Raw genomic sequence first — 22191 nt, forward strand, 5'->3', positions numbered from 1 at the left:
CCTGTTAGAATATTTTGTAGTTGGCATACTTATAGGCCAGCCTATAGGATACGACGATCAAGATTAGACTGATCCCCGATTTGAACAACCCTACCGCTGTACCGAATCCGTATTGCCCATTCAACAAGGAAGAACGATAAACATAGGTGTCAATAATATCTCCCGTACTGTAGACAAGAGGGTTGTAGAGGTTGAACACCTGATCAAATCCAGCGTCCAGAATATTTCCCAGACTGAGCGTAGAAATAACAATAATCATCGGCAACATACTTGGCAGGGTAACGTACATAATTTGCTGGCGACGTGTCGCACCATCAATTTCGGCTGCCTCATAATACGAAGGGTTGATCCCCGCAATGGTCGCCAGATAGACGATCATGCCAAACCCGAAGCTTTTCCATACATCGCTGACTACGACCGTAAATCTAAACAGATCCGGGTCACCCAAAAAGTAAATAGGAGCGATGTCGAACATGCGGGTCAGCATCTGGTTGATGCCTCCATCCAATCCAAGGATGTTAATCATCAGCCCTGCAACCGTAACCCATGACAAGAAATGAGGCAGATAAACGAGTGTCTGCACACTTTTCTTAATGCCAACATTCCGCAGCTCGCTCAGCAAAATAGCCATAATAATCGGAACGATAATACCAACGATAATTTTGGAAACGGCGATAATCAACGTATTGATAATGGCTTGCGTTGCTTCGTCATACCGGAAGATTCTTTCGAAATTGTCCAGCCCGATCCAGCGGGAACCTGAGATCCCAAGCCATGGTTTATAATCCTGAAAAGCCATGAGCAGACCGACCATCGGACCATATGAAAAGATACAGACAAATACGAAAGCGGGAATACACAATACATACAGTGGCCAGCTCTTCTTCAATTCCTTTTTCCAAGGCGTTCGCCGGGACACCCTTGGCGTTATATTCGAGCCTGTTTTTACGGAACCAATCTCATTAATGGTGCATACCTCCTCTGTGATGGCTCTGGGGACGCGTCCTCGTAATGTAAGCTTAACAAAAGCGCTTTCATGTCAAAATGCCAAAATGTGAAGATCATAACCTCAATCTGAATCATTTTTAAACCGCTTTCATTTTAAGGCACGGTTACTCTTCCGCTTTTATTTAGTTTGGCTTATGATGAAAATGGAATTGCAATCGGTCGTACTTCAAGTTCTGCGTATAGGAAAGGAACACACATGATTAGAAAAATGTACATGAAACGTTTTATCTATTTCTTTGTTTTTTTTCTGTTATTAACACTGAGTTTATTCTTCGTGATGAATCGATTGAGCTCGAAGACATTGGAAGAAAATATGATTGGAGCCTCCAAGAACCAACTTGACTACGTAAAGGGCATTCTTGACGGTATCATGTATGAGGCTAATATGTACGGAGTTCAGTTTGCGGCTGATAGTGATGTCAGGTTTTATCAAAGGCAAGTGCTGGAGCTAAGTAACTACGACTCTCAAATGAAGAAAAATGATATTGTTGATCGCTTACGCCAGACCCTTCTGTCTAGCCGCTCGATTGAATCCATTGGCATCTATTGGAAAAACGAAGGAACATTCCTGTCTACCAGCAATTCGCTGGAGGCGCGACTTCCATTTAACGAGATTCAGCGACCTGGGTGGCGTATTATCGATGATAGCTTGTATTATTTTGCAGCCTACCCGTATATCCAAAAATCCGAGCAATTAAAACCGGTTCAATATGTCGTTGGTGTTAAGCTGAACAATGACTACCTGAAGAGCCTACTTCAGAAGGCTGTTAACAATGATAGCTCGAGGGCTTTTCTATGGTTTGACGACCACCGATTATGGGACGAGAATGAAGTAGACAACGATCTATTGAAAGCGATTTCAGAACTTCTGTTACCGCAAGAAGGAGCCACACTTAAATATGATTACCATACGAAATCCGAAAACTACTATGTTCTCTCCCGTTATATTGAAGCACTCGACACCTATCTGATCACCTATACACGTACAAATGATTTTCTTAAACCGCTCGATCATAACCGAAAGGTATTCCTTATCAGTATTATAGCCGTTCTGACACTAGGCCTGATTGTCATCTTTACGTTCTACCGGAATTACGATCGTAACATTCGCTTAATGGAGAGAAAGTTCTTACAGGTTGAGCAGGGCAATCATAGTACACGAATTACGGAAAATACGGATAACGAATTTTACGTCCTCTTTCGCAGCTTTAATCACATGGTAGCCGAGATTCAGGATCTGTTTGTATCCTTGAAGACCGAGACGGATTTGAGAAGGAGTGCAGAGCTGAAGCAACTGCAAGCGCAGATTAATCCTCATTTTCTGTACAACAGTTTATTCTTCATTATGTCCGTAGCCAAATTCTCTCCTGATGCTGTCATGCGAATGAGTAAACATCTGGCTGAATATTATCGTTACTTGACCAGACTGGATAAACATGAAGTCACATTACAAGAGGAATTGCAGTTTGCGGAACACTTCTTAATCATCATGACCCTGAGTAAAAAAATAGAGTATGCCATCGATCTTCCGTCAGAACTCACCTCTCTTCCACTCATGCCACTGATCATCCAGCCTGTCGTGGAGAACGCGATTCAGCATGGTATTGAAGGGCAACAGGGAGCCAACCGGGTGAACATCGATGTTAAGCAAGCAGAGGAAGTCATTCTCATTCGGGTATCCGATGATGGAAAGGGTCTTACACCGGATGAAATCCAAAAGCTGGAGACTCAGCTTGATAGCGACACCCCGCCTGAGGGAACCCGAGGTGTCGGTCTCTGGAATGTTAATCGGCGTCTAAAAAATACGTATGGCGATCGTAGCGGGTTAGCATTTTCAACCAATGACTGGGGCGGGCTGTCTGTCCTGCTGATGATTCATGTTCCGACTGAGAAAGGAGAGAGCATATGAAGCTGTTAATTGTTGATGATGGACATTATGTCGTGGAGTATATGAAGCATTTGGTGGATTGGCGTTCCTTCGGTATTCATCAGATTGAGACAACGACCAATTCCATTGAAGCGAGAGAAATGTTGAACGGAAGCCTGATCGACATCTTGATTACGGACATTCGCATGCCTGAGGTTTCGGGAATCGATCTGCTGCACCACATTCATCAAAACAACTTACCAACCAAAGTCATCATCCTCTCCGGATATTCCGAGTTCGATTATGCACAGCAAGGAATCCGTCTCGGGGCTCTGGACTATTTACTTAAACCTGTTGATAAAGATGACGTAGAGCATGCGATGTCCAAAGCCATTCAAAAGATCCAGAAATCACGGCCTGTTCACGCCGTTAATTGGGAGCATTTTAATGGTATGGGCTATCTACTCTCGCTACTTGCTCAGAACGAAACTTTAAAGGAAGAGTATGATGTATACGCAGCATGTTTAGGAGATCATCGTTATTGCTTCTTCAAGCTTGAGCATTACACAGAAGCAGATGTAGAACGTGTACAACATGCTGTTGCTGAGCCATCCACTTCATTCGTTTGGCCTTCAGGATCACATCTGGTCGCCTGTATACCTGAAGAAACAGCACGGAGATTCGCTGCCGAGTGGAATCAAGCGGCCTTGTCCTCACCGTTCGCATTGACCAACCGGAATGAAACACGGGATCATTTCTATCGTTTCTTCCTGAATGAAGACGTAAGCTCTAGCGATTTTGTTGGGCCAACTGCCCTTTCTTCAGTGGAAAGTGATTCGGAAACGATAGGCAATATCATACATACGTATGAGCGAATCACTAATAGAAAACATAAACAAATTTATCTTATGGAGATCATCACGTATATCTATCTCAAGGACAAAAATCAGGATGCAACGAAAATAGCCGATTGGATGTTCAATCGGCTTCAAGACCCCGACAAGTTCGGATCCGTTCTCATCGACATGTTCAGCAGAATCCGTATCAACAAACAAATGTCCATTCAATCCATCGTTGATAAAGTACGAAAATACATTGAAGACCATCTTTCCCACGGTCTTAGTCTGGATGAACTAGGAAAAGTCGCGCATCTTCATCCAGTCTACTTTTCCAAGCTGTTCAAACAAGAGACCGGAGAGAACGTGTCCAACTACATTTCGAGGAAACGGTTGGAGAAAGCTTCCCAGTTGCTCCAGGATTCCGAACTCCGTATAGCCGATATCGCGCAAATGATCGGTTACCGTAAAATTCAATATTTCATTCAATTGTTCAAACAGGAGTACGGCGTCACGCCATACCAGTATCGGAGAAACATGACCCATCAATAAGGACACATTTCACAGACAATATGATCCATTTCAAGCTTTTAACATTCAGCATTAAACATCGTGCTTTCGTTCATCATCTCACCGTTCCCAGCCTTGGAGCGGTTTTTCTTTGTTTAAGATTTTTGTTTCATCTAGCTAGCTTAAAGGAACAAGCCCATCGACTGTTTTCACATGCCTTTTAACAGAAGCTCGAACCTATTGTGCCGTCTCAAGTGAATATCGATTATGCGGAATCGGAAGACCCAGGTTGCCACGCAATGTATCCTGCTCATATTCTGTGCGGAATAATCCGCGCTCTTGTAATACCGGAACGACTAGATCCACGAAATCCGCCAAGCCATTTGGAACAACGGTACGAATGTTGAAGCCATCTGCCGCGCCACCTTCGAACCATTCCTGAATTTGGTCAGCGATTTGCTCGGGTGTACCGATGAAGGATGTTCTTGGCGTTGAAGCAAGCAGAGCTACTTCGCGTAAGCTCAGTCCTTGCTCACGAGCCTGCTGCTTGATTTTGTCTGTTGTACTGCGGAAGCTGTTGCTGCCCAGATCACCAATATCAGGGAATGGTTCATCCAGTGGAAATTGGGAGAAATCATAATGCTCAAAGTACCGTCCTAAGTAATTCAGCGCCTGATCAATACTAACCAGTTCAGCGCTCTCTTGATACTTTCGCTCCGCTTCCTCTTCCGTTCTGCCTACAATAGGCCCAATGCCAGGGAAGATTAGCAGTTCTTCCGGGTTGCGTCCATAAGCTGCTGCTCTTGCCTTCACATCTTGGTAGAACTCGCGCGCTTCTTCTAACGTCTCATGCCCTGTATAGATCGCATCAGCCGATCGAGCGGCCAGATCCTTACCGGATTCAGAAGAGCCTGCCTGAAAAATAACCGGTTGTCCTTGCTTGGAACGTGCGACGTTCAGCGGACCTTGAACGGAGAAATGCTTCCCTTTGTGATGCAACGTATGTAACTTCGCCGGATCGAAGAACACCCCGTTCTCTTTATCCCCGACAAAGGCATCATCCTCCCATGAATCCCACAAACCTTTGACAACTTCGAGATGCTCCTTAGCGATCTCATAGCGTAATGCATGATTCGGATGCTCACCTTTGCCAAAATTGAGGGCTGATCCTTCCAACGGTGAAGTCACCACATTCCAGCCTGCACGCCCTTGACTGATATGATCCAGTGAAGCAAACTGCCTAGCCACCGTGAACGGCTCACTATATGATGTCGACAATGTGGCTACAAGACCAATGTGAGAGGTTGCTCCCGCCAGCGCAGATAAGAGCGTTATCGGCTCAAGTCGATTCAGGAAATGAGGATTGGATTTCTCATTAATAAAGAGACCGTCTGCAATAAAAAGCAGATCGAACTTGCCTTCCTCTGCTTTGAGCGCTTGTTTTTTATAAAAATCCAGGCTTACACTCGCATTAATCGGAATATCCGGATGTCTCCAGAATGAAATGCTATTCCCAACTCCGTTTAGATTCGCTCCCAATCTCAACTGTCTTTGCGCCATATCGAAGCCCTCCCTATAATTTGTTAAGCGTTGTCTCACCATCACTTGTCATAACCTTCCGGATAGCTCCTTGCTTGAACTCCTTCGCCCTAACCACCCAAGCCGCAGTAAGCAGTACAATTCCCGTGAGTAGGAATATAAAAGGAATACCTGTCCACCCTCCCAGAAAGCCACCGAGAAGTGGCCCTAGTACAATACCGAACTGGCTTGCACTCTGACTTAAGCTAACGGCTCTACCTCGAAATTCCTTAGCTGCATATTGAATAATGAGTGCATTAAGAGCCGGGTACACGGCCGCGAAGAAGAGCCCATACACAAACCGCAGACTACCGAAATAAATAAGATTTGTCGCAGTCAACTGCAATAGACTACCGATGCCTCCACCCAGCAGACCGATAAACAACGTTTTCTCGTATCCAATCCTTCCACCGATGCGTCCCCAGCGAGGCCCCATAATAACCGTTGCTATACCAATTGCGGAGAAGACAATCCCGGCACTAAGTGTCGCACGGCTGACATCCCCACCAATCTGCACAACGTACAGCGTCAGCACGGGTTCAATAATTAACACTGAAGTAGAGACGAGCAAAATCAGCCCATAGATTCGCATTAGACCTGGTGTGCTCACTGCTTGCTTTACATCATCTAGAATGCTGGAACGAGCGATGTTGCGAGGCTCTCGTGATTCCTTAACACCCAGCACCATGAGAGCAGATAGCAGTGTAATAATCCCTGAGGCAATGAAGCATCCACGCAGACCTACCCATTGACTAAGAATTCCACCTGCCAACGGACCAAGAATACTTCCAGCGGCTGTAGCTGTTGAGATGACTCCTAGTGCATAACCCACATGTTTCTCTGGCGTGTTGGTACCAACCAGCGTTAGGGATGCCGGATTGAACCCAGCCATCAGTCCCTGAAAGACCCGAACAGCTATAAAGGTAAAGGGATCGTATACCCAATAGTTGGCTAAATGTGCCATCGCGAGACCGACCCCTGAGCGAATCAGCATCAGCTTGCTGCCGTATCTGTCCGCTAGTGATCCCCAGAATGGGGCACAGAGTCCACTGATTAGAAAGCTAATGGAGATGGCGATGCCTGCCCAGACCTCCACCCCCTGCTGGATACCAAGATCATTTTGCAGAAACAGTGGAAAGAAAGGGACAGATAAGGTGTATGCCATATGATTGAAGAACAAACCCAGCCACAGAATATACAGATTCCGTTTCCAATGAACCATCGACATTCCTCATATTCAATAATTCCCATATAAAAAGTAGGTTATAAAGTATATTAGAATATCCCATCGTGAATGTATAATAGAAAAGTTCAATAGACCCATTCAACAATTAAATGAATGGATCTATATTCCGTTTAACATATTTAATGATTATGATTAGACTCCTGTGGAACTAGCTTGGACATAAACACGTCAACTTCATCTTCCGTATCCAGAACAAACCCAAGACGCTCATACAATCGCCGCGCTGGACTTCCTTGCAACACATTTAAGGTAACTCGTTTGCCCCGAATCTCTTCCCGATCCAGTAACATGTTCAGCACCTGCGTTCCAATTCGTTTGCCCTGATAGTCTGGATGAATATAAAAGTGTTCTAACAAATATTCCTCTGCTCTAGGCTTAAATGCAATACATCCTACCATAGAGCCTTCAGCTTCAATAATCCACGTATAGTCGGGATCGAATGTTGTACGGAAACGTTCACGTACCCTCACCTCATCATATCTCCCTAACCGCGTTAGATCATCGTACAGAACCAAGGCTCTTAATTCTGCAAGCTGTTCCTGGTCTTCCTGATGTGATTGTCGCATCGTAACTGGAACCACCTCAACACCCCTCTCTAGAACCTCACTATACATCTTCGAAAACAAAGTTACCTTCATTTTTTTGCTTACTAGGACAACAAAGTCATTGAATGAACTATAAGTATTCCCATTAAGCTGCTTCTCGTAAGTAAAGTACTCTTCATTTACGTAGGAAAATGTGGGAGAGAACCGTTGAAATATTTGTGTTGTAACAAACATAATCGTTCGTATATAATAAAACAAATTACTAGTTCTATAAATATAGAACAAAAATAGAAAGATAGATTACATACTGAAAGGAAAGGAAGTGTACAACTATGAACTATCAAGTGGAGGTTGATTTTGCACCCATTTATGAATGTGTAAGCAGTCTGTCCGCTTTTATGGGTAAACAAAATCATTCAGCTCTCGATGCTGGAAAACTGTGGATTCGTGATGTACAGGATCAATTTGCACCAGCCAAGCTACAAAACATGAGAGATACGATGAAAGCTACAGACAACTTCAGTCTTGCACCATACATATGGCATTGCCCTGGGGATCGCTCGGTTCATGGCTTTTTGGATTGGCTTGAAGGTTTGTCTTCGGGACAGTTGTATGATATCGCTGCTGGCTTGAAATTGTCTGTACCCTCTAATCTGCCCGATCTGCGCAGCCGGACATCTGAAGCCATACGGGAATGGAATGAACACTACTTTAAGAACATCGATCCAGCCATTATCGAAGGTCTCTCGTACGAGGCAAAGACTAGACGTGCCCGTTTACAGGGAGGTAATGACCAAGAGGTCTATGAACAAGCTACACAGGGTATGCGAATCTATCCTAACGGTGTGCTGAACAAGATCATTCTTATCCCTCAATACCATGCGCGTCCATTTGTCACCTCAGCAATCTTTGACGAGATCATCTTCACCAGTTACTCGTGTGACATTCTTCCCACCGAACCGGGAAGACCCAACCCTGGATTACTGCGTCTAACCCGTGCACTATCGGATGAAACTAGATTGTTCATTTTACGATTACTGGCGGATAAGCAATTGACGTTTACTGAGATTGTACGCGAGGTAGGACTATCGAAGAGCACGATACATTACCATCTCATTGCTTTGCGAGCAGCCGGACTAATTATCGTACATTATGACCACAAGAACACGGAATATAGCCTGCGCTTGGAAGCTCTGAACAACCTCCCACAGCAGATTGGAGCTTATATTGGAAGCTGAATTCAAGCAACTTCCTCTGTACAAATGGCTTGATTCTACTCTGCGGAGGAACCTATATGCTTAAGCGAAGTTATTATGGTTTATTAGCTACAGTTACACTCAGTTCTCTCGGTGATGTGTTTGGTCTGCTGGCTATGGAATGGCTGGTCTATGAGTTAACTGCCTCGAAGCTAGCTATGGGAGCTATGGCACTCAGCTTCAGCATTCCCGAGGTAGCCTTCAGGTTGCTTGGATCGCCCTTATCCGACCGTCTGCATCGTGGAAAGTTTATGGCGGGACTAGCGTCAGTAAGGTTACTGGCTCTATTGCTACCACTGAGTATGGGGATCACAGGACAATTGCAACTCTGGCATCTGTTCGTTGCCGCAGCGCTCAGCGGAGCCTGTTCCGCCCTATTTATGCCCACAGCCATGGCTGTTGTACCCGGTGTCGCTGGTGAACATAAACTGTTACGTGCATTTGCAGTCATTGATGGTTGTCGGAACGCCGCTGCTTTGCTGGGGCCAGCCATCGCCGGAGCGCTAACGGCTGCCGCTGGTGCATTGCCTACCCTTGGTATCAACGCGATATGTTACCTTGCAGCGATTACTGCCCTGCTCTATCTGCCCACTATGCAGAAACCAGCAGCATCACGAGTCACCTTCTCCCTTCAAGCTTATGTTCGAGATATTGGAGAAGGCTTCTCATTCTATCGGAGATTCCCAGCGATGCTCTCGATCATGCTGATGGTTTCCATCAGCAACATGTCGTCCGTTGCCATCTGGACGATGATGATTCCTTTTGTCCGCGAAGTGCTGCACCGAGATGCTGCCGCTATGGGAACACTGACTACTGCTTCGGCATTTGGCACACTCCTAGGGCTAGCCGTTATCTCATGGATCGGTGAGATTAAGAAAAGACGAACCGTCATGCTGTGTAGCCTAGCAGTCATTGGGCTTTGTAATGCCTTATTAGGATTATTTCCGAGTTACCCATTTGCACTTATTGCCTTATGTGCCGCAGGAGTGGCGGGTCCCTTCTTCGGTTCTCTCAGCTCTTCGTTACACGGGACACTTGTACCTAGCTCCATGCAAGGTCGGGTCAATTCTATTCGTTTCTTAATTGGTGGCGGACTTCAACCCGTGGGAGCTTTTGCAGGTGCGGCCGTTGCCGAAATGTATGGTATACCCTTCTTATTTGTATCTCTCGGACTTCTTCCTTTCATCTGCTCTATAGTTGCTATATTTCTCCCAAACCTGAAACATTTGAACGGTGATCTTTCTACTCTACAGCATAAACCTTTGAATTAAGTTCGTATAACAAAGCGAAAAACACATTAAAAAACACTTAAACGTTTCCTTCCAAGGACGACGCTTTAAGTGTTTTGGTGTTTTGGTGTATTTTTGTTTCGGAATGTTGCAAGCCGAGAGTTCTAATAGTCGTCCTCTTCTTCCTCTAAACATAGCTCCAAAAACGCAAATAATCCCGGAGCCTCAACCGAACGTTTACCCCAATCATGCCAGAAATACAGGACTTGTCCCACATTTCCCGAAGATGCAGGATCCGTGTCCAGACATAGATAATCTCCCCCACCATTCTCTGCAATAGGAATCCATTTGGCGTTCCAAAGCAGTGGTTTAATCGCATCATCCATGTCTGCTTCCAACTCATCAGGTTCGAATTCCTCCTGAAGAAAAGCCCAATTCTCCTTCACTTGCGCAAGAGGGGTTAGCGTTAGGTTTCTGACAAAAGCAGCTCCGTCGATGTCCCATATCTGTCCATCATGGATACGATATAATGCCTTCATCTCTTCTGGCAATATCACACCCAACTCGTTCTCTACAGAACGAAAATCTGCCTCTGTCGCTCCCGGCTGGAGATGAAGTGCCACTTCAAAGCTCGGATCAACGCTTGTCCCTTTGGCAATGATACGTTGCCACAATTGTTCAGCATGCCTACTCATTCCACGCCTCATCCTCCTTATACATGGGTCACCTCTGCTGGAGATGCAAAGGCTACACTTCTCGTTTCTCCTCTGGCGTATATATAATTCGCTGATAATCCATATCCCGGCTATCCATATCGCCCAAGTACATCCGTTGGTGCTCGGGTACCCGTTCATATTTTTCCTTCAGCACAGCTCGGTTGAATTCACTCGGATCTTGCAGATACATGTGGTACGCATGTCGACATGCTTCAAATGTGGTCTGTTCTCCTGTTAACTTCTTATGCATATCCAGCAGTTCCTGGTACTTATCCTCAACATTCTCGGCATATTGCTCTTCTGAGAACGTCACTTCGCCCAGATCCATTATCCGAATAGCTACCGGGCGATCAATCGTCGTAAAGAAGGTTCCATCCTGAAACCACGTTGCTAATTCATCTATAGCCATCTCGACATACTCGGGCAACTGATAGATCGCCACCTTACCATTCTCATACACCACCAGATGAACCAGGTAATGCTGTCCTTCGTATTTCATGAAAATAGAGAAGCCATCGCCCTGAATCGTCTCATAGAACAGTTCCTGCACTACTGCAAAATCAACCGCTTGAGGCGAATATGACACCCTTCTATTCTCCTTCAGTTGTTGTAGACGTGGCGTGACTTCGAATATATTACGAAATTCGGGATTAAGCGCTCTGATCTTACGCTCAATATGTTCATAATAACTGCTATTGTTATGCGTCCAGTTCGCTTGCTCCACTCGGTAAGCACCTAATCCATGGATGGAGATCGTCTCTCCAACAGGTACATCAGGGCCTAACCAATACTTCTCGATTTTCTGCTTCAGCTCTTTCAGATCAACCAGTTCCCAGCAATTAATCATGCCGTCTTCATAAATCTGCACAGGTATGAGAAAATGATGTCCGCCATTATGTATGATGCCAGGTGTTGTTGTGCCTTCAATCTGCTTTGTTCTTCTAATGTTCTGCACTTAAGATACCTCACTTTCATGAATCTTCACGTTCCCATATCCTACAACTGTACAATAAGAGAAACGAAAACACGAGAGAACTTCCGCCCATCTTTTGCTACGCAATTGGACTCATCCTTTATGAAACTTTCAAAAAATTTGCACATAAAAGCATTGCCCAGACAGATTCAGCTCTATCTTGAACAATGCTCCTATGATCACCAACTTGCAATATTAGGAGAGATGCTGCTCTTCCGATTACATCTCTTGCAGAATACCTTTGACAAGCCCCGTGAACGTTGTTTTTACTTTGGCAGCTACTTCAATGACTTCTTCATGATTAAGCGGCTGATCTAGAATGCCGCAGGCCATATTAGTGAGACAAGAAATACCCAACACTTTCATGCCCCCATGAACCGCAATAATAGCTTCAGGCACAGTCGACATCCCTACTGCATCTGCACCCATCGTACGAATCATGCGAATCTCCGCTGGTGTCTCATAAGCCGGTCCACTCCACCAAGCATAGACACCTTGCTGCAAGCTAACTTTCTGCTCATCTGCAACACGAAGCGCAATGCTGCGCAGCTCTGGATTGTATACCTGGGACAAGTCTGGAAAGCGTGTGCCCAGTTCTGGATTGTTTGGCCCCATCAGCGGATTGTTACCTACCAGGTTAATATGATCTGTAATGATCATAAGCTGTCCTGGTTCAAAGCTTGTATTGATCGCGCCACAAGCATTGGTGATAATCAATTGCTCTACACCTAATGCTTTCATCATACGTACCGGGAACGTCACTTCCTCCAGTGTAAAGCCTTCATAATAATGAAGACGTCCCTTCATCGCAACAACGGTTTTGCCCATTAGTTCTCCAATGACCAATTCGTTGGCATGACCCACAGCCTCGGATTTAGCAAAGTATGGAATTTCACTATACGGAATAACCGTTGCGTTCTGAATTTCGTCTGCGAGAGCGCCAAGTCCTGAACCCAGTATCATACCTACAGTTGGCTTGGAGCTGGTTCTGCTTAATATGTAATCTCTAGCTTCTTGAATATGTGCAGTTTGATGCATGGATGGATTCCTCCTGATGATAATAATTTACGTAATCAAGTTACGATACCTCAAGTGTAATCAACTACAGAGTTGATGTAAATGGAAGCTCGCAAAGTAACCTCCCCGTGACACTTGTACTAATCCATTTAGGGTTTGGCTCCCGACTTCAATGCTCGGAAATATTCCTGCAAGAGCTCATCGAAGTCAACTTCATTATCATGGTCACTCTTCTCCACATACTTCCACAAGATCAGTTCTTCTGTCTCAATATTCAAGACCTCATATTCCATCTGTCTCGATTCCCAGACAGTCACTTGACCCATAGCAAGTCTCGACTCATGTCTGAATCCTGTGGAAGGATCAAATATGAGCCGTTCATCTACATCATCCTTTTGAACCTGTTCCGTCCTGATCTGCTCGGATTGCAGCGCAACTGCTCGGCGCTTAGCCCAATGTTCGAAACGATGTCGAAGCAAGTGACAACACACCTCCTTGGGGATGCAAAATATCGACCCATATATGGTCAGTCATCTTCGTTTATTTTACTCCACATAGATCGTCTCTTCCTGATCTCGGTTCCACTGAATATGAACAGGGATCGGAAGCGTCTCAGATTCATAATCATTCGAATCACTCTTAAATGAAATTTCCTTATAAGGCGCATTAAGCTTCTCCATTGAACCACTCGGTGAAATCGCCTGTCCAGCAAACTGATAACGAACATTTCTCGGCTGATCTTCTTCCCCTATGTATCGGATTACGAAGCTTATAGGGCCATTCTTATTTTCACTACTAACACTCACATTCCAGTTCACACTTTCTCCATGAAGCGATAGCTTATTACTAGAGCATCCTAGCAACAAGAGCAACATCATTAGGATAGGCAAGATTCTTTTTCTCATAGATTGTTTCCTCCTGAGCTGTGAAAGGATAATCATTCATATAAAATTTTACCATATTATCCATGCATAAGGCATACTCACTATACTTTTGTTCCAAATTGCATGAGCTGTCTTCGTCCATTAATCAATATAGAAACTACATAAGCTCAAAAAAACCGGTCATCCCATGACCGGTTTCATTCTACTACTATTCTTTTGCTACAACTTCTTCAAATCGCCTGTATTTTCACGTTGACGCTCGACTATTCCTTAACGCCTCCAAGCTGTAATCCATGAACAAAATACTTCTGCAAGAATGGATACACCACCAGGATTGGCAAAGCTGCTACGATTGTAATGGCTGCACGAATCGATACAGGTGTAACCATATTCCGAGCTGCGCCGAGATCTGCTCCGTTAGCAACAGCAGCACTGCTATTCGAATTCATTGACGAGGATAATAGCTTCATTAATTCGTATTGCAGCGTGCTCAGATTCTGCTTGGATGATGCATACAAGAACGTATCAAACCACGAGTTCCATTGACCCACTGCGATGAACAAAGCCACCGTAGCAAGTACAGGCTGACATAACGGCAAGATAATCGAGATAAACGTTCTGAAATCACCGGCTCCATCAATCTTAGCGGATTCAATTAGTCCTTCCGGCAGTGTCTGAATATACGTTCGAATCACGATCATGTTAAACGCACTGATCAAACCCGGAATGATATACACTAGGAAGTTGTTGAGCAGATGCAGATCCTTGATTAGGAAGTAGGTTGGAATCAGACCTGCACTGAAGTACATCGTCAGTACAACGATAATCGTAATCGGTTTACGCAGGATATAATCTCTGCGGCTTAGAGTGTAAGCGAGCATAGAGGTCAAAAATAAGCTGAGCACCGTGCCCAGCACGGTTCTCGCAACCGAGATGCCGAAGGCTTGGAAGATGGTTCCCCCAGCAAATACGGCTCGATAGTTCTGGGCTGTCCACTCCCGCGGCCATAGATAGATGCCTCCACGGATCGTGTCATTACCTGCATTAAACGATATGGCAAGTGTGTTCAGAAACGGATACAGGGTCACGACTGCAATAAAAATCATCAGTGCGCCGTTAAACGTATGGAAGACAATCGGCTCAAGCCGAGACTTGTTTATTCCCATCGATATGTCCTCCTCATATTAATCGGTCCTCACCGAAGCGTTTGGAAAGCGAGTTAGCTGCAAAGATCAGTGTGATACTGACAATGGTTTTGAATATACCTGCAGCGGTTGCGAGTGAATAGTTGCCGATCTGCAGGCCGTATTTCAGAACGAAGATATCTATGGTCTGGGACCAGTCCACAACGACCCCATTACCCAGTAAGTACTGTACTTCGAAGCCTGCTTCCAGAATCCATCCCATGTTCATGATCAGTAAGATAATGACGATGGACTTGATTCCAGGCAGTGTGACATACAGCATTTTATGATAGCGATTCGCTCCATCGATCTCAGCCGCCTCATAGAGCGAAGGGTCAATGGAAGTAATGGCTGCCAGATAAATAATGGCGTTCCAGCCAACCTCTTTCCACACATGGGAAGCGCCGACAATGCCCCAGAAGTATTCCGGTACACTAAGCCACATAATCGGTTCGTCAATAAATCCCAGCTTCATCAACACAACATTGACAATCCCGCCGTCTACGGATAACGAACTCGCTACAATGCCCGTAACGATGATCCAGGATAGAAAATGGGGCAGATACGAGATCGTTTGAATTGTCCGTTTGTAGAGCTTGTTTTTGATCTCATTGAGTAGCACCGCAAATAAAATAGCTGTCACAAATCCAAGAATCATATTGATTAAGCTCATTGCGATGGTATTGCGAAGTACGTTCAGAAACGCGTCGTCCGTAAGCAGAAACTTGAAGTGCTTAAGTCCGACCCACTCCTGCTGCGCGAAGCTCTTCGCTGGACTGTAATTCTGGAAAGCCATGACCCAGCCCCAGATCGGATAGTACGAAAATACTAGAATATACGCGACGATCGGCAAAGACATAAACATGAGCTGCTTCTGGCTACGCAAACGCTTGAACATAGACGTCTTGGCAGCAACGGTTGGAGCTGATTGATTCTGTATGGCTCTAGGCGTGTTCGCCATCCTTCACTCCTCCTATTAGGCTACAGCGATTAGCAAGAGAACCCGGAAGGTACGTAATGCGTAATGCATGCTCCTGCATGCCATTCACACCTTCCGGAAGACTCTGATTCACTTTTTTCTATTTTTCCACGGTCCAGTTCTGAATCCGCCATTGCAATTGCTCGTTAATTCGGTCTTCATAAGCCTTCACATCGATTTTCTTGTATGCATCCTCATATTCGCTCCAGACGGAATCGAACTCATCTGCTTTGGACATGATCGCTCTAGGCAAGAATTTAAGGGAAGTATCTGTCATTTGCTTATTCGCAACGGAAGCATCTGAACCTTCCTGCAGATCTACCTGCCATGCTGGATAATACACTGGATTCTCAGGTGCAGGAGAGAAGAAATCGCTCCATGTTTTGTAACCATATGCATCCAACAACTCTTTATCCTCTGGCTTCAAGCCGTCATAGAACTCCTCTGGTTGATTCGTTGCTCCGATCGCATTGCCATCTTCAAAGGTTCCTTCCATCTTGGGTGCTGCACCGTAGAAACCTTCCGCTTTGTTAGCCAGTCTCCAAGCTGGGTCTTCCTGCTCTGTGCGCTGCTCTGGTGTGCGATAGAATCGACCTTCTTCGTTCACCATGTAATCCACGCCTTCTTCACCCCAGGACAGCAGCTTCTGATATTTCTCATCCATGAGCGCATCAAGGAACTTGAGGATTGCTACCGGGTCTTTGGCATCTTTACTAATACCAAATCCGTTATTCAGGTTAATGACCGGACGATCTAAATAGTGATCCTTAATACTTGTATCGTATACAAGCGGTAACCCGACATAAGTTTGACTGATTTTGCCCTGAGCTACGAGGGGGTCTTCACCCTGCTGGAAGTTCCAGTGCTGATCGAACATGCCGATAACCCGCCCGGAAGAGATTTTGGCCAAGTATTGGTCATAGTTCTGTACAAAGGCTTCCTTATCAAGCAAACCATCGTTATAAAGACTGTTCAGCTCTTTATAATAACGTTTGGAGATATCCTTATCTGCGAATACACTTGCTACGCCATTGTCATCTACGACAACACCACCATCATTCGGATGACCCGTCAGATGCTCTGGTGGGTTAAGCAACGGAAACGTTCTCCAGTCGGATGCAAGTGTAGTGAATCCGATGGTTGGCTGACCATCCTCCGTTGTAGGGTGCTTCGCAGCATAATCACGAATCAGCTTCATATATTCATCTAGCGTCTTAGGAGTTGGATATCCGGCTTCTTTCAGAACCGCCTTTTGAATCCAGAAGGCAGGACCCGAATAATAGTTACTAATGAATTCACCGGTATAAACGCCATAGTTCGGTAACCAATAAATATGTCCGTCGCTGGAATCTTTCATTCGCTCCCAATCTTTAGCGTAATGCTTCTTCAGATTAGGTGCATGCTCCTCAATCAGTTCTTCCAGTGGAATAACGGCACCGGCCGCAACCAATTTCGTATCTGCTGTGATCAGATCGGGGAAATCTCCACCTGCAATCATAACCCCCAATTTTTGCTGAAGATCACCCACGAGGAATTCCATGTTCAGCTTAACGCCAAGCTCTTCTTCGATTTGTTTGTATATCCGATTATCCTGAGCCGGCGCCTGGTTAGGCGTACCAATAAAAGCCGAGATGTTCAGTACTTCCTTGCCGTCCACCGTTGTTGTTTTGGCTTCCTCACCACTGCAACCTACCAGCGCTAGGCTGATTGCCAGAACGAGTGAAACGGATCCCCATAATTTTTTCCTCTTCAAGACCCCCATGTATTGCCCCTCCTTGGAAGTTGGATTGCTTACAGGTCTTATTATGATGAAATGTATGCGTTTCCAAAATAGTTAAATTTAAGGTCCTTCCCCCCTTAATTTCAGATGTTCATGATGTACAAGTCATCATTATTACTCTCTAAGCGTAGATTGCAGCCTATATTCTGCTGGTTTCATACCCACCCTTTTCTCAAATTGTTTCAGAAAATGTTGATAGCTTCGATAACCTACTTGTTCCGCAATAATATACAAGGCCTGGTCGGTCTCTCGAAGCTGTTGCTTCGCTTCCTCCATTCGCAGATCATGCACAACATCCAGCACCCCTTTGCCATATTTACGCAGAAAGGATTGCCCCAGATGAACCGGATGAATATAGAATCGCTCCGCGAGCTCTTTAATCGTAAAGGTTTCCTTGTAGTGATTGTGGACGTATTCAGCTACCATAGCCTGGGTTCCACCCACACGTCGTTCTCGCAGCGTCCCGATCTCCGATTGGCATCTGAGGCAGAATGCTTCTAACATTCTGGCTGTCTCCTCTATATTCTGATAACGCCGTTCATGGAGATGGAGAGCTGAGTCTTGCATCAATGTATTCGGTTCTCCGCCCAGTTCCTTGAAGAGTGAAAGTCCGCGAAACATAATCTGGGTTGCAAAAATATGAACCAGCTCTGGTGCAGCCATCTGATCTTTAAATGCATTGAACGCTCGCCAGACAGACGTCGATAATTCTGCCTCGGAACCGTTTTCGATTAGCTCCATAATGAGGTCTGCTTCCATCAACGTATCTGGATCAAACAGCAAATGCTGTTCATTCATGTCCTCTGCGTACAGAAGCCGTGTATCATCAAAAAATAAAAAGCGTCCTGCATCTGCGGCAGCACGGTAAGAGATCGTTAATTCTTGCACTTGGCTGACAGGACAGCCTACAGCTATTTGCACCCGACTTGCTGCCGCCTGCTGATCCAGAACGTTCAGGAGCCGCTCTGCAAATTGCCGTAAGTCTTGATCCGAACGGGTAGAAGCGTCGCTACAGCCACACCAGACAATGCCATAAGGACTCCATTCGGCATCCAGCAGATACCCGCAATGCTCATCATCCATAAATTGCTGGATCGCCTGTTTGGCACTTGCGCTATCGCCTTGAATCATCACTAGCAAGTAGGCCCACGTATGTGCTTTAGCAGATAACTCATGCACAACCCAATCCATCTCATCCCCAAGTTCTGCCTGATCTTGGTTCGTGACTAACGTAAGTAAAGCTTGCTTCGTTCGCTGATTATAAGCCTGATCCAACATTAACTCGCGCGTTTCCCGGTGCACCAATTCTTCTCTCAGCCGTTGCAGCACATCATCCGCTTCGGACTCGATCACCGGTTTGGTCAAATAATGGGATACCCCGAGTCGTATCGCCTGTCTGGCATAATTGAAGTCACTATACCCACTCGTAATGACAAACAATGTTGAGCGATGACCAAGTCGGCGGGCTTCTTCAATGAGTTCCAGCCCATTCATGATCGGCATTCGAATATCGGTTACGACCAAGTCAGGCTGCTCACGGGAAATTGCATCTATAGCATCCTCCCCGTTGGCACATATCCCACCAACTTCGAATCCATGCTTCTCCCAGTCGATTAACAGTTGTAGTCCCTCTATCGCAAACGGTTCATCATCCACAAGAAGAACCTTATACATGTTCATTCCTCCTATCCCTTCGTGTCCATAATCGAGAATGGAATAAGAAAGCCTGCTTCCGTTCCTTCGACTAGTCCACTACGAATGTTGAATATAGCAGCTCCCTCATAAAAAAGCTCAAGCCGTCTGTAGACGTTACGTATCCCCACATGACCGTCCATCACGCGATCGGAACGTACGTCCCGCATGAGTTGATTCAGTTTCCCCTCATCCATGCCAACCCCATTGTCGATTACTCGAATATCCAAACCAGACTTCGTCAGCCTGGCCGTTACTCGAATTAGCCGACCATTCTTCCGAGCCTGTAATCCATGCTTACAAGCATTTTCTACCAGAGGCTGAATGCTCATGCGTGGAATACGAAGTGAGTCCGCTTCAGGATCGATCTCGAAGGTATAATTGAACAGATCACCAAACCGAAATTTTTCAATCTGCAAATAGAGCGACGTGAATTGCAGCTCCTCCTGCAGGGGTACAAGGTTGTCTGATCTACTGAGTAATTGCCGCATGAGCAAGGATAAGCTTTTTATAATTTCAGTAACTTCCGTATAACCATTTTTCGTGCTGACAACGAGTAGTGCATTCAACGTATTGAACAAAAAATGGGGATTCATCTGACTTTGAAGCATCGACAACTCCGTTCTAACCCGATCAAGTTCGAGGTCCTTTTGTCTAATTTCTAATTTGTAGACATCGTTAATGAGGGAATGAATTTTGCCAACCATCATATTAAATGTACGGATCAATCCACCAATCTCATCACGGCCCTCTTGAATTTCAATCACATCAAAACGATCATTGCGCACTCTCTTCATATGCTTAGACAGCTTCTGAATGCGATAATGATACGAACGAAGAATAATATAAATCAGCACTGAAGGAATAATCGTGCTAATCAATGCGAGCCATAAGATCGAGTTACGTGCTTCTGCCAGCAACTGATCCAGATGAGCCGTGTTTGCGACCCCAATTAATTTCCATCCCTTTAGATAATCAAGGTTGCCTAATGTTTGCTCTAAACGATATCTGGAGTTCCCCTCATCTGTCGATGAAGACGAACTTTGGATTGCAGCCTGCTGGGACTGATCGCTAGACACGACAACCCGATTATTCTCGTCAACCAGACGAAGCTGCAGACTATTCGTTTCACGATTCAAAATGCTGTACACTCGACTGAGCTGCAGATCGATTTTTGAATATTTGGCATAGGTTGAATACGACGTATATGTATCCATTTTGCCAATCACACTAATACGCCTACCTGGATGGAACAACGTGGTTTCGTCATAATCCACAACTAAAATTCCACCTTTGGTTTCCTGCAAGCGCTCCATCCCCGGAACAGCTCGTTCCCCTTGCCCAATCACAGCGTAATGACTGCCCGTCTGAATGGTGTCGTTATCCGTTAAGATACGAACCTCCAGAATGTTGGCTGACATATATCGAGTCAACTTATCACGTAGAAATCCATCATATTGATTGTAATACTCAACGGGCGAGTCATACGTCTGATCGAGCGCCTGATATAACGTATCATCGGCTGCAATAATCCGGCTCAAGGCTACACTCTCATCAATCATGCCCAGTAGTTCTCCTGCCGCCCGCTCAATGGATTTGCGTAAGTTTTCTTCTTCCCGTATTTTGATATCTGAAGAGGTTCGCTGATAGAAGAATACATTAATGATCATGACCGGCAGAAGAATGCTGAAGATATAGATCAGCAGTAGCTTCGATCGAAGAGGAATATCATTGACCTTGTGAAACATCCATCTATTTCTTCGCACGTAATCACCCTTGACTTTTGTTTTTGTAGACAGATGGGAGTTCTCCTGTAAGCGCTTTAAATTTATCTGTAAAATACTCTGCATCGTGATAGCCAAGCTTGGATGCAATATCCGAAATTTTCATATGGGTTCGGCGGAGCAATTTACGCGCTTCCTCAATCCGAAGCCTATGAATATATTCGCTGAAGCTGACGCCGACCTCCTGCTTAAACTGCTGACCAAGATAAGCCGAATTCACATGGATTTGCTGGGCAATATCCTGTAGCTTTATTTTCGTGCAATAGTGCTCATTTAAATATTCGATCGCTTCGGCTACCGGACTTCTCATGGTGGACTTCTGGGGTAAAGACTGAGATAGACGTTCTGATAATTGAATGCATAGCCCTTTTAATTTTCCAGATGTCCAGCTCTCCGCTTCATGCCATGCTCTCTCCTGAAGCAACAGCATACAGTCTTTCTTTTCACTGAACTTACGTAGCAACTCACCGTGCATATATCGAATGACACTTTGAGCCTGGCTGAGAGACATTTCCGATCTCACGATCAAGCATAGTATCTTGTCGACTACAGCTTGGATTTCACCAACGTCGCCTGCCTCAATGGCCACCAACAGTTGTCTCGACAACGAAAGCATCCCTTCATGATCGTAATGCTCTGGCGTGTCTAGTCCTATGGATCTGTGGGTCGCCATTTCACTCCCGGGATCAACGGTTCCAGTGTACTTTTTCTCGTCTCTACGCTGGTTTAATGGTGGGATGAGTTCCAGCAATATCTGATGAATCTCTTCGGTGACCAGCGGTTTGAGTACATACTCGTCAACTTGGTACTGGATCGCCTGCTTGGCATAACCAAATTCGGAATACCCTGTGGCAATAACAATCTTGGCATTATTTTTCAATTCCTCACGCATCGTTCGAATTAATCCGAGACCGTCCAGTACAGGCATTTGAATATCGGTTACCACCAGATCAGGTTCAATCGCACCGATTAAGGAAAGCGCCTCTTCGCCGTCCGTCGCCGTACCACATAATTCGTAGCCACAAGCTTGCCAGTCAATCATTGTTCTCCAGCCTTCCAGTGTATACGGCTCATCATCTGCCACTATGACTTTGTGCATGAACCCAC

19 protein-coding genes are annotated in these 22191 nt (G+C 45.3%); 4 read left to right on the plus strand and 15 right to left on the minus strand.

What is annotated here, in order from left to right; all coding sequences use genetic code 11:
- Positions 1 to 4: 4 nt before the first annotated feature.
- Complete coding sequence (locus tag V6W81_RS21920) at positions 5 to 889, minus strand: ABC transporter permease (protein WP_338540387.1); 885 nt, start codon at positions 887 to 889, stop codon at positions 5 to 7.
- Positions 890 to 1204: 315 nt separating this feature from the next.
- On the opposite strand from V6W81_RS21920, the gene V6W81_RS21925 reads away from it, so the two are divergent.
- Together V6W81_RS21925 and V6W81_RS21930 are read left to right on the plus strand one after the other, a co-directional pair.
- Positions 1205 to 2917, plus strand: a complete 1713-nt coding sequence (locus V6W81_RS21925; protein WP_338540388.1) for a sensor histidine kinase — start codon at positions 1205 to 1207, stop codon at positions 2915 to 2917.
- Positions 2914 to 4263, plus strand: a complete 1350-nt coding sequence (locus V6W81_RS21930; protein WP_338540389.1) for a response regulator — start codon at positions 2914 to 2916, stop codon at positions 4261 to 4263. Before V6W81_RS21925 ends, V6W81_RS21930 begins: the two co-directional genes overlap by 4 nt.
- A gap of 195 nt (positions 4264 to 4458) precedes the next feature.
- On the opposite strand, the gene V6W81_RS21935 is transcribed toward V6W81_RS21930, so the two are convergent.
- The 3 genes from V6W81_RS21935 to V6W81_RS21945 form a co-directional block, all read right to left on the minus strand.
- Entirely contained in the window at positions 4459 to 5781 is a 1323-nt protein-coding gene (locus tag V6W81_RS21935) for an LLM class flavin-dependent oxidoreductase (RefSeq protein ID WP_338540390.1), read from the minus strand.
- 13 nt (positions 5782 to 5794) lie between these two features.
- On the minus strand, positions 5795 to 7021 hold the full coding sequence (locus tag V6W81_RS21940; RefSeq protein WP_145408227.1) for an MFS transporter: 1227 nt from the start codon (positions 7019 to 7021) through the stop codon (positions 5795 to 5797).
- Positions 7022 to 7164: 143 nt separating this feature from the next.
- Positions 7165 to 7611, minus strand: coding sequence for a GNAT family N-acetyltransferase (locus V6W81_RS21945; protein WP_338540391.1), 447 nt, complete (start codon positions 7609 to 7611; stop codon positions 7165 to 7167).
- A gap of 311 nt (positions 7612 to 7922) precedes the next feature.
- Here V6W81_RS21945 and V6W81_RS21950 point away from each other — a divergent pair, with 311 nt between their 5' ends.
- Together V6W81_RS21950 and V6W81_RS21955 are read left to right on the plus strand one after the other, a co-directional pair.
- A complete protein-coding gene (locus V6W81_RS21950; protein WP_338540392.1) occupies positions 7923 to 8828 on the plus strand; it encodes an ArsR/SmtB family transcription factor in 906 nt (301 codons plus the stop codon).
- A gap of 56 nt (positions 8829 to 8884) precedes the next feature.
- Positions 8885 to 10117 carry an MFS transporter gene (locus V6W81_RS21955; protein ID WP_338540393.1) on the plus strand — a complete coding sequence of 411 codons (1233 nt, stop codon included), beginning with the start codon at positions 8885 to 8887 and terminating at the stop codon, positions 10115 to 10117.
- Positions 10118 to 10239: 122 nt separating this feature from the next.
- Here the strand turns inward: V6W81_RS21955 and V6W81_RS21960 are convergent, their stop codons facing one another.
- The 11 genes from V6W81_RS21960 to V6W81_RS22010 all read right to left on the minus strand — a co-directional run bounded on the left by V6W81_RS21960 (position 10240) and on the right by V6W81_RS22010 (position 22183).
- Positions 10240 to 10770: an SMI1/KNR4 family protein gene (locus tag V6W81_RS21960; protein ID WP_338540394.1), complete on the minus strand. Its 531-nt coding sequence runs from the start codon at positions 10768 to 10770 to the stop codon at positions 10240 to 10242.
- A gap of 52 nt (positions 10771 to 10822) precedes the next feature.
- The gene (locus V6W81_RS21965; RefSeq protein WP_338540395.1) at positions 10823 to 11746 is read right to left on the minus strand and encodes a DUF7638 domain-containing protein; all 924 of its coding nucleotides are present in this window, start codon (positions 11744 to 11746) and stop codon (positions 10823 to 10825) included.
- 237 nt (positions 11747 to 11983) lie between these two features.
- Positions 11984 to 12802, minus strand: coding sequence for a purine-nucleoside phosphorylase (locus V6W81_RS21970; protein ID WP_310138597.1), 819 nt, complete (start codon positions 12800 to 12802; stop codon positions 11984 to 11986).
- 128 nt (positions 12803 to 12930) lie between these two features.
- Complete coding sequence (locus tag V6W81_RS21975) at positions 12931 to 13260, minus strand: immunity protein TriTu family protein (protein ID WP_338540396.1); 330 nt, start codon at positions 13258 to 13260, stop codon at positions 12931 to 12933.
- 66 nt (positions 13261 to 13326) lie between these two features.
- Positions 13327 to 13686, minus strand: coding sequence for a hypothetical protein (locus tag V6W81_RS21980; RefSeq protein ID WP_310138602.1), 360 nt, complete (start codon positions 13684 to 13686; stop codon positions 13327 to 13329).
- 242 nt (positions 13687 to 13928) lie between these two features.
- The gene (locus V6W81_RS21985; RefSeq protein WP_056701450.1) at positions 13929 to 14831 is read right to left on the minus strand and encodes a carbohydrate ABC transporter permease; all 903 of its coding nucleotides are present in this window, start codon (positions 14829 to 14831) and stop codon (positions 13929 to 13931) included.
- A 13-nt stretch (positions 14832 to 14844) separates the two neighbouring features.
- On the minus strand, positions 14845 to 15747 hold the full coding sequence (locus tag V6W81_RS21990; RefSeq protein WP_260985345.1) for an ABC transporter permease: 903 nt from the start codon (positions 15745 to 15747) through the stop codon (positions 14845 to 14847).
- Positions 15748 to 15928: 181 nt separating this feature from the next.
- Positions 15929 to 17590: an ABC transporter substrate-binding protein gene (locus V6W81_RS21995; protein ID WP_056701445.1), complete on the minus strand. Its 1662-nt coding sequence runs from the start codon at positions 17588 to 17590 to the stop codon at positions 15929 to 15931.
- A gap of 132 nt (positions 17591 to 17722) precedes the next feature.
- A complete protein-coding gene (locus V6W81_RS22000; RefSeq protein ID WP_338540397.1) occupies positions 17723 to 19282 on the minus strand; it encodes a response regulator in 1560 nt (519 codons plus the stop codon).
- 11 nt (positions 19283 to 19293) lie between these two features.
- A complete protein-coding gene (locus V6W81_RS22005) occupies positions 19294 to 21066 on the minus strand; it encodes a sensor histidine kinase (RefSeq protein WP_338540398.1) in 1773 nt (590 codons plus the stop codon).
- Between the two features lie 4 nt (positions 21067 to 21070).
- Positions 21071 to 22183 (minus strand): helix-turn-helix domain-containing protein, encoded by a 1113-nt coding sequence (locus V6W81_RS22010; protein ID WP_338540399.1) that lies wholly within the window; start codon positions 22181 to 22183, stop codon positions 21071 to 21073.
- Positions 22184 to 22191: the final 8 nt, after the last annotated feature.

The organism is Paenibacillus tundrae (assembly GCF_036884255.1).
GTDB lineage: Bacteria > Bacillota > Bacilli > Paenibacillales > Paenibacillaceae > Paenibacillus.

What these genes read in the sequence shown, in the direction of transcription:
- V6W81_RS21960 (WP_338540394.1), bottom strand. Translation starts at nt 10,770, where the DNA reads ATGAGTAGGCATGCTGAACAATTGTGGCAACGTATCATTGCCAAAGGG.
- V6W81_RS22010 (WP_338540399.1), bottom strand. Translation starts at nt 22,183, where the DNA reads ATGCACAAAGTCATAGTGGCAGATGATGAGCCGTATACACTGGAAGGC.
- V6W81_RS21940 (WP_145408227.1), bottom strand. Translation starts at nt 7,021, where the DNA reads ATGGTTCATTGGAAACGGAATCTGTATATTCTGTGGCTGGGTTTGTTC.
- V6W81_RS21955 (WP_338540393.1), top strand. Translation starts at nt 8,885, where the DNA reads ATGCTTAAGCGAAGTTATTATGGTTTATTAGCTACAGTTACACTCAGT.
- V6W81_RS21945 (WP_338540391.1), bottom strand. Translation starts at nt 7,611, where the DNA reads ATGCGACAATCACATCAGGAAGACCAGGAACAGCTTGCAGAATTAAGA.
- V6W81_RS21985 (WP_056701450.1), bottom strand. Translation starts at nt 14,831, where the DNA reads ATGGGAATAAACAAGTCTCGGCTTGAGCCGATTGTCTTCCATACGTTT.
- V6W81_RS21995 (WP_056701445.1), bottom strand. Translation starts at nt 17,590, where the DNA reads ATGGGGGTCTTGAAGAGGAAAAAATTATGGGGATCCGTTTCACTCGTT.
- V6W81_RS22000 (WP_338540397.1), bottom strand. Translation starts at nt 19,282, where the DNA reads ATGTATAAGGTTCTTCTTGTGGATGATGAACCGTTTGCGATAGAGGGA.
- V6W81_RS21990 (WP_260985345.1), bottom strand. Translation starts at nt 15,747, where the DNA reads ATGTTCAAGCGTTTGCGTAGCCAGAAGCAGCTCATGTTTATGTCTTTG.
- V6W81_RS21935 (WP_338540390.1), bottom strand. Translation starts at nt 5,781, where the DNA reads ATGGCGCAAAGACAGTTGAGATTGGGAGCGAATCTAAACGGAGTTGGG.
- V6W81_RS21950 (WP_338540392.1), top strand. Translation starts at nt 7,923, where the DNA reads ATGAACTATCAAGTGGAGGTTGATTTTGCACCCATTTATGAATGTGTA.
- V6W81_RS21970 (WP_310138597.1), bottom strand. Translation starts at nt 12,802, where the DNA reads ATGCATCAAACTGCACATATTCAAGAAGCTAGAGATTACATATTAAGC.
- V6W81_RS21980 (WP_310138602.1), bottom strand. Translation starts at nt 13,686, where the DNA reads ATGAGAAAAAGAATCTTGCCTATCCTAATGATGTTGCTCTTGTTGCTA.
- V6W81_RS21930 (WP_338540389.1), top strand. Translation starts at nt 2,914, where the DNA reads ATGAAGCTGTTAATTGTTGATGATGGACATTATGTCGTGGAGTATATG.
- V6W81_RS21925 (WP_338540388.1), top strand. Translation starts at nt 1,205, where the DNA reads ATGATTAGAAAAATGTACATGAAACGTTTTATCTATTTCTTTGTTTTT.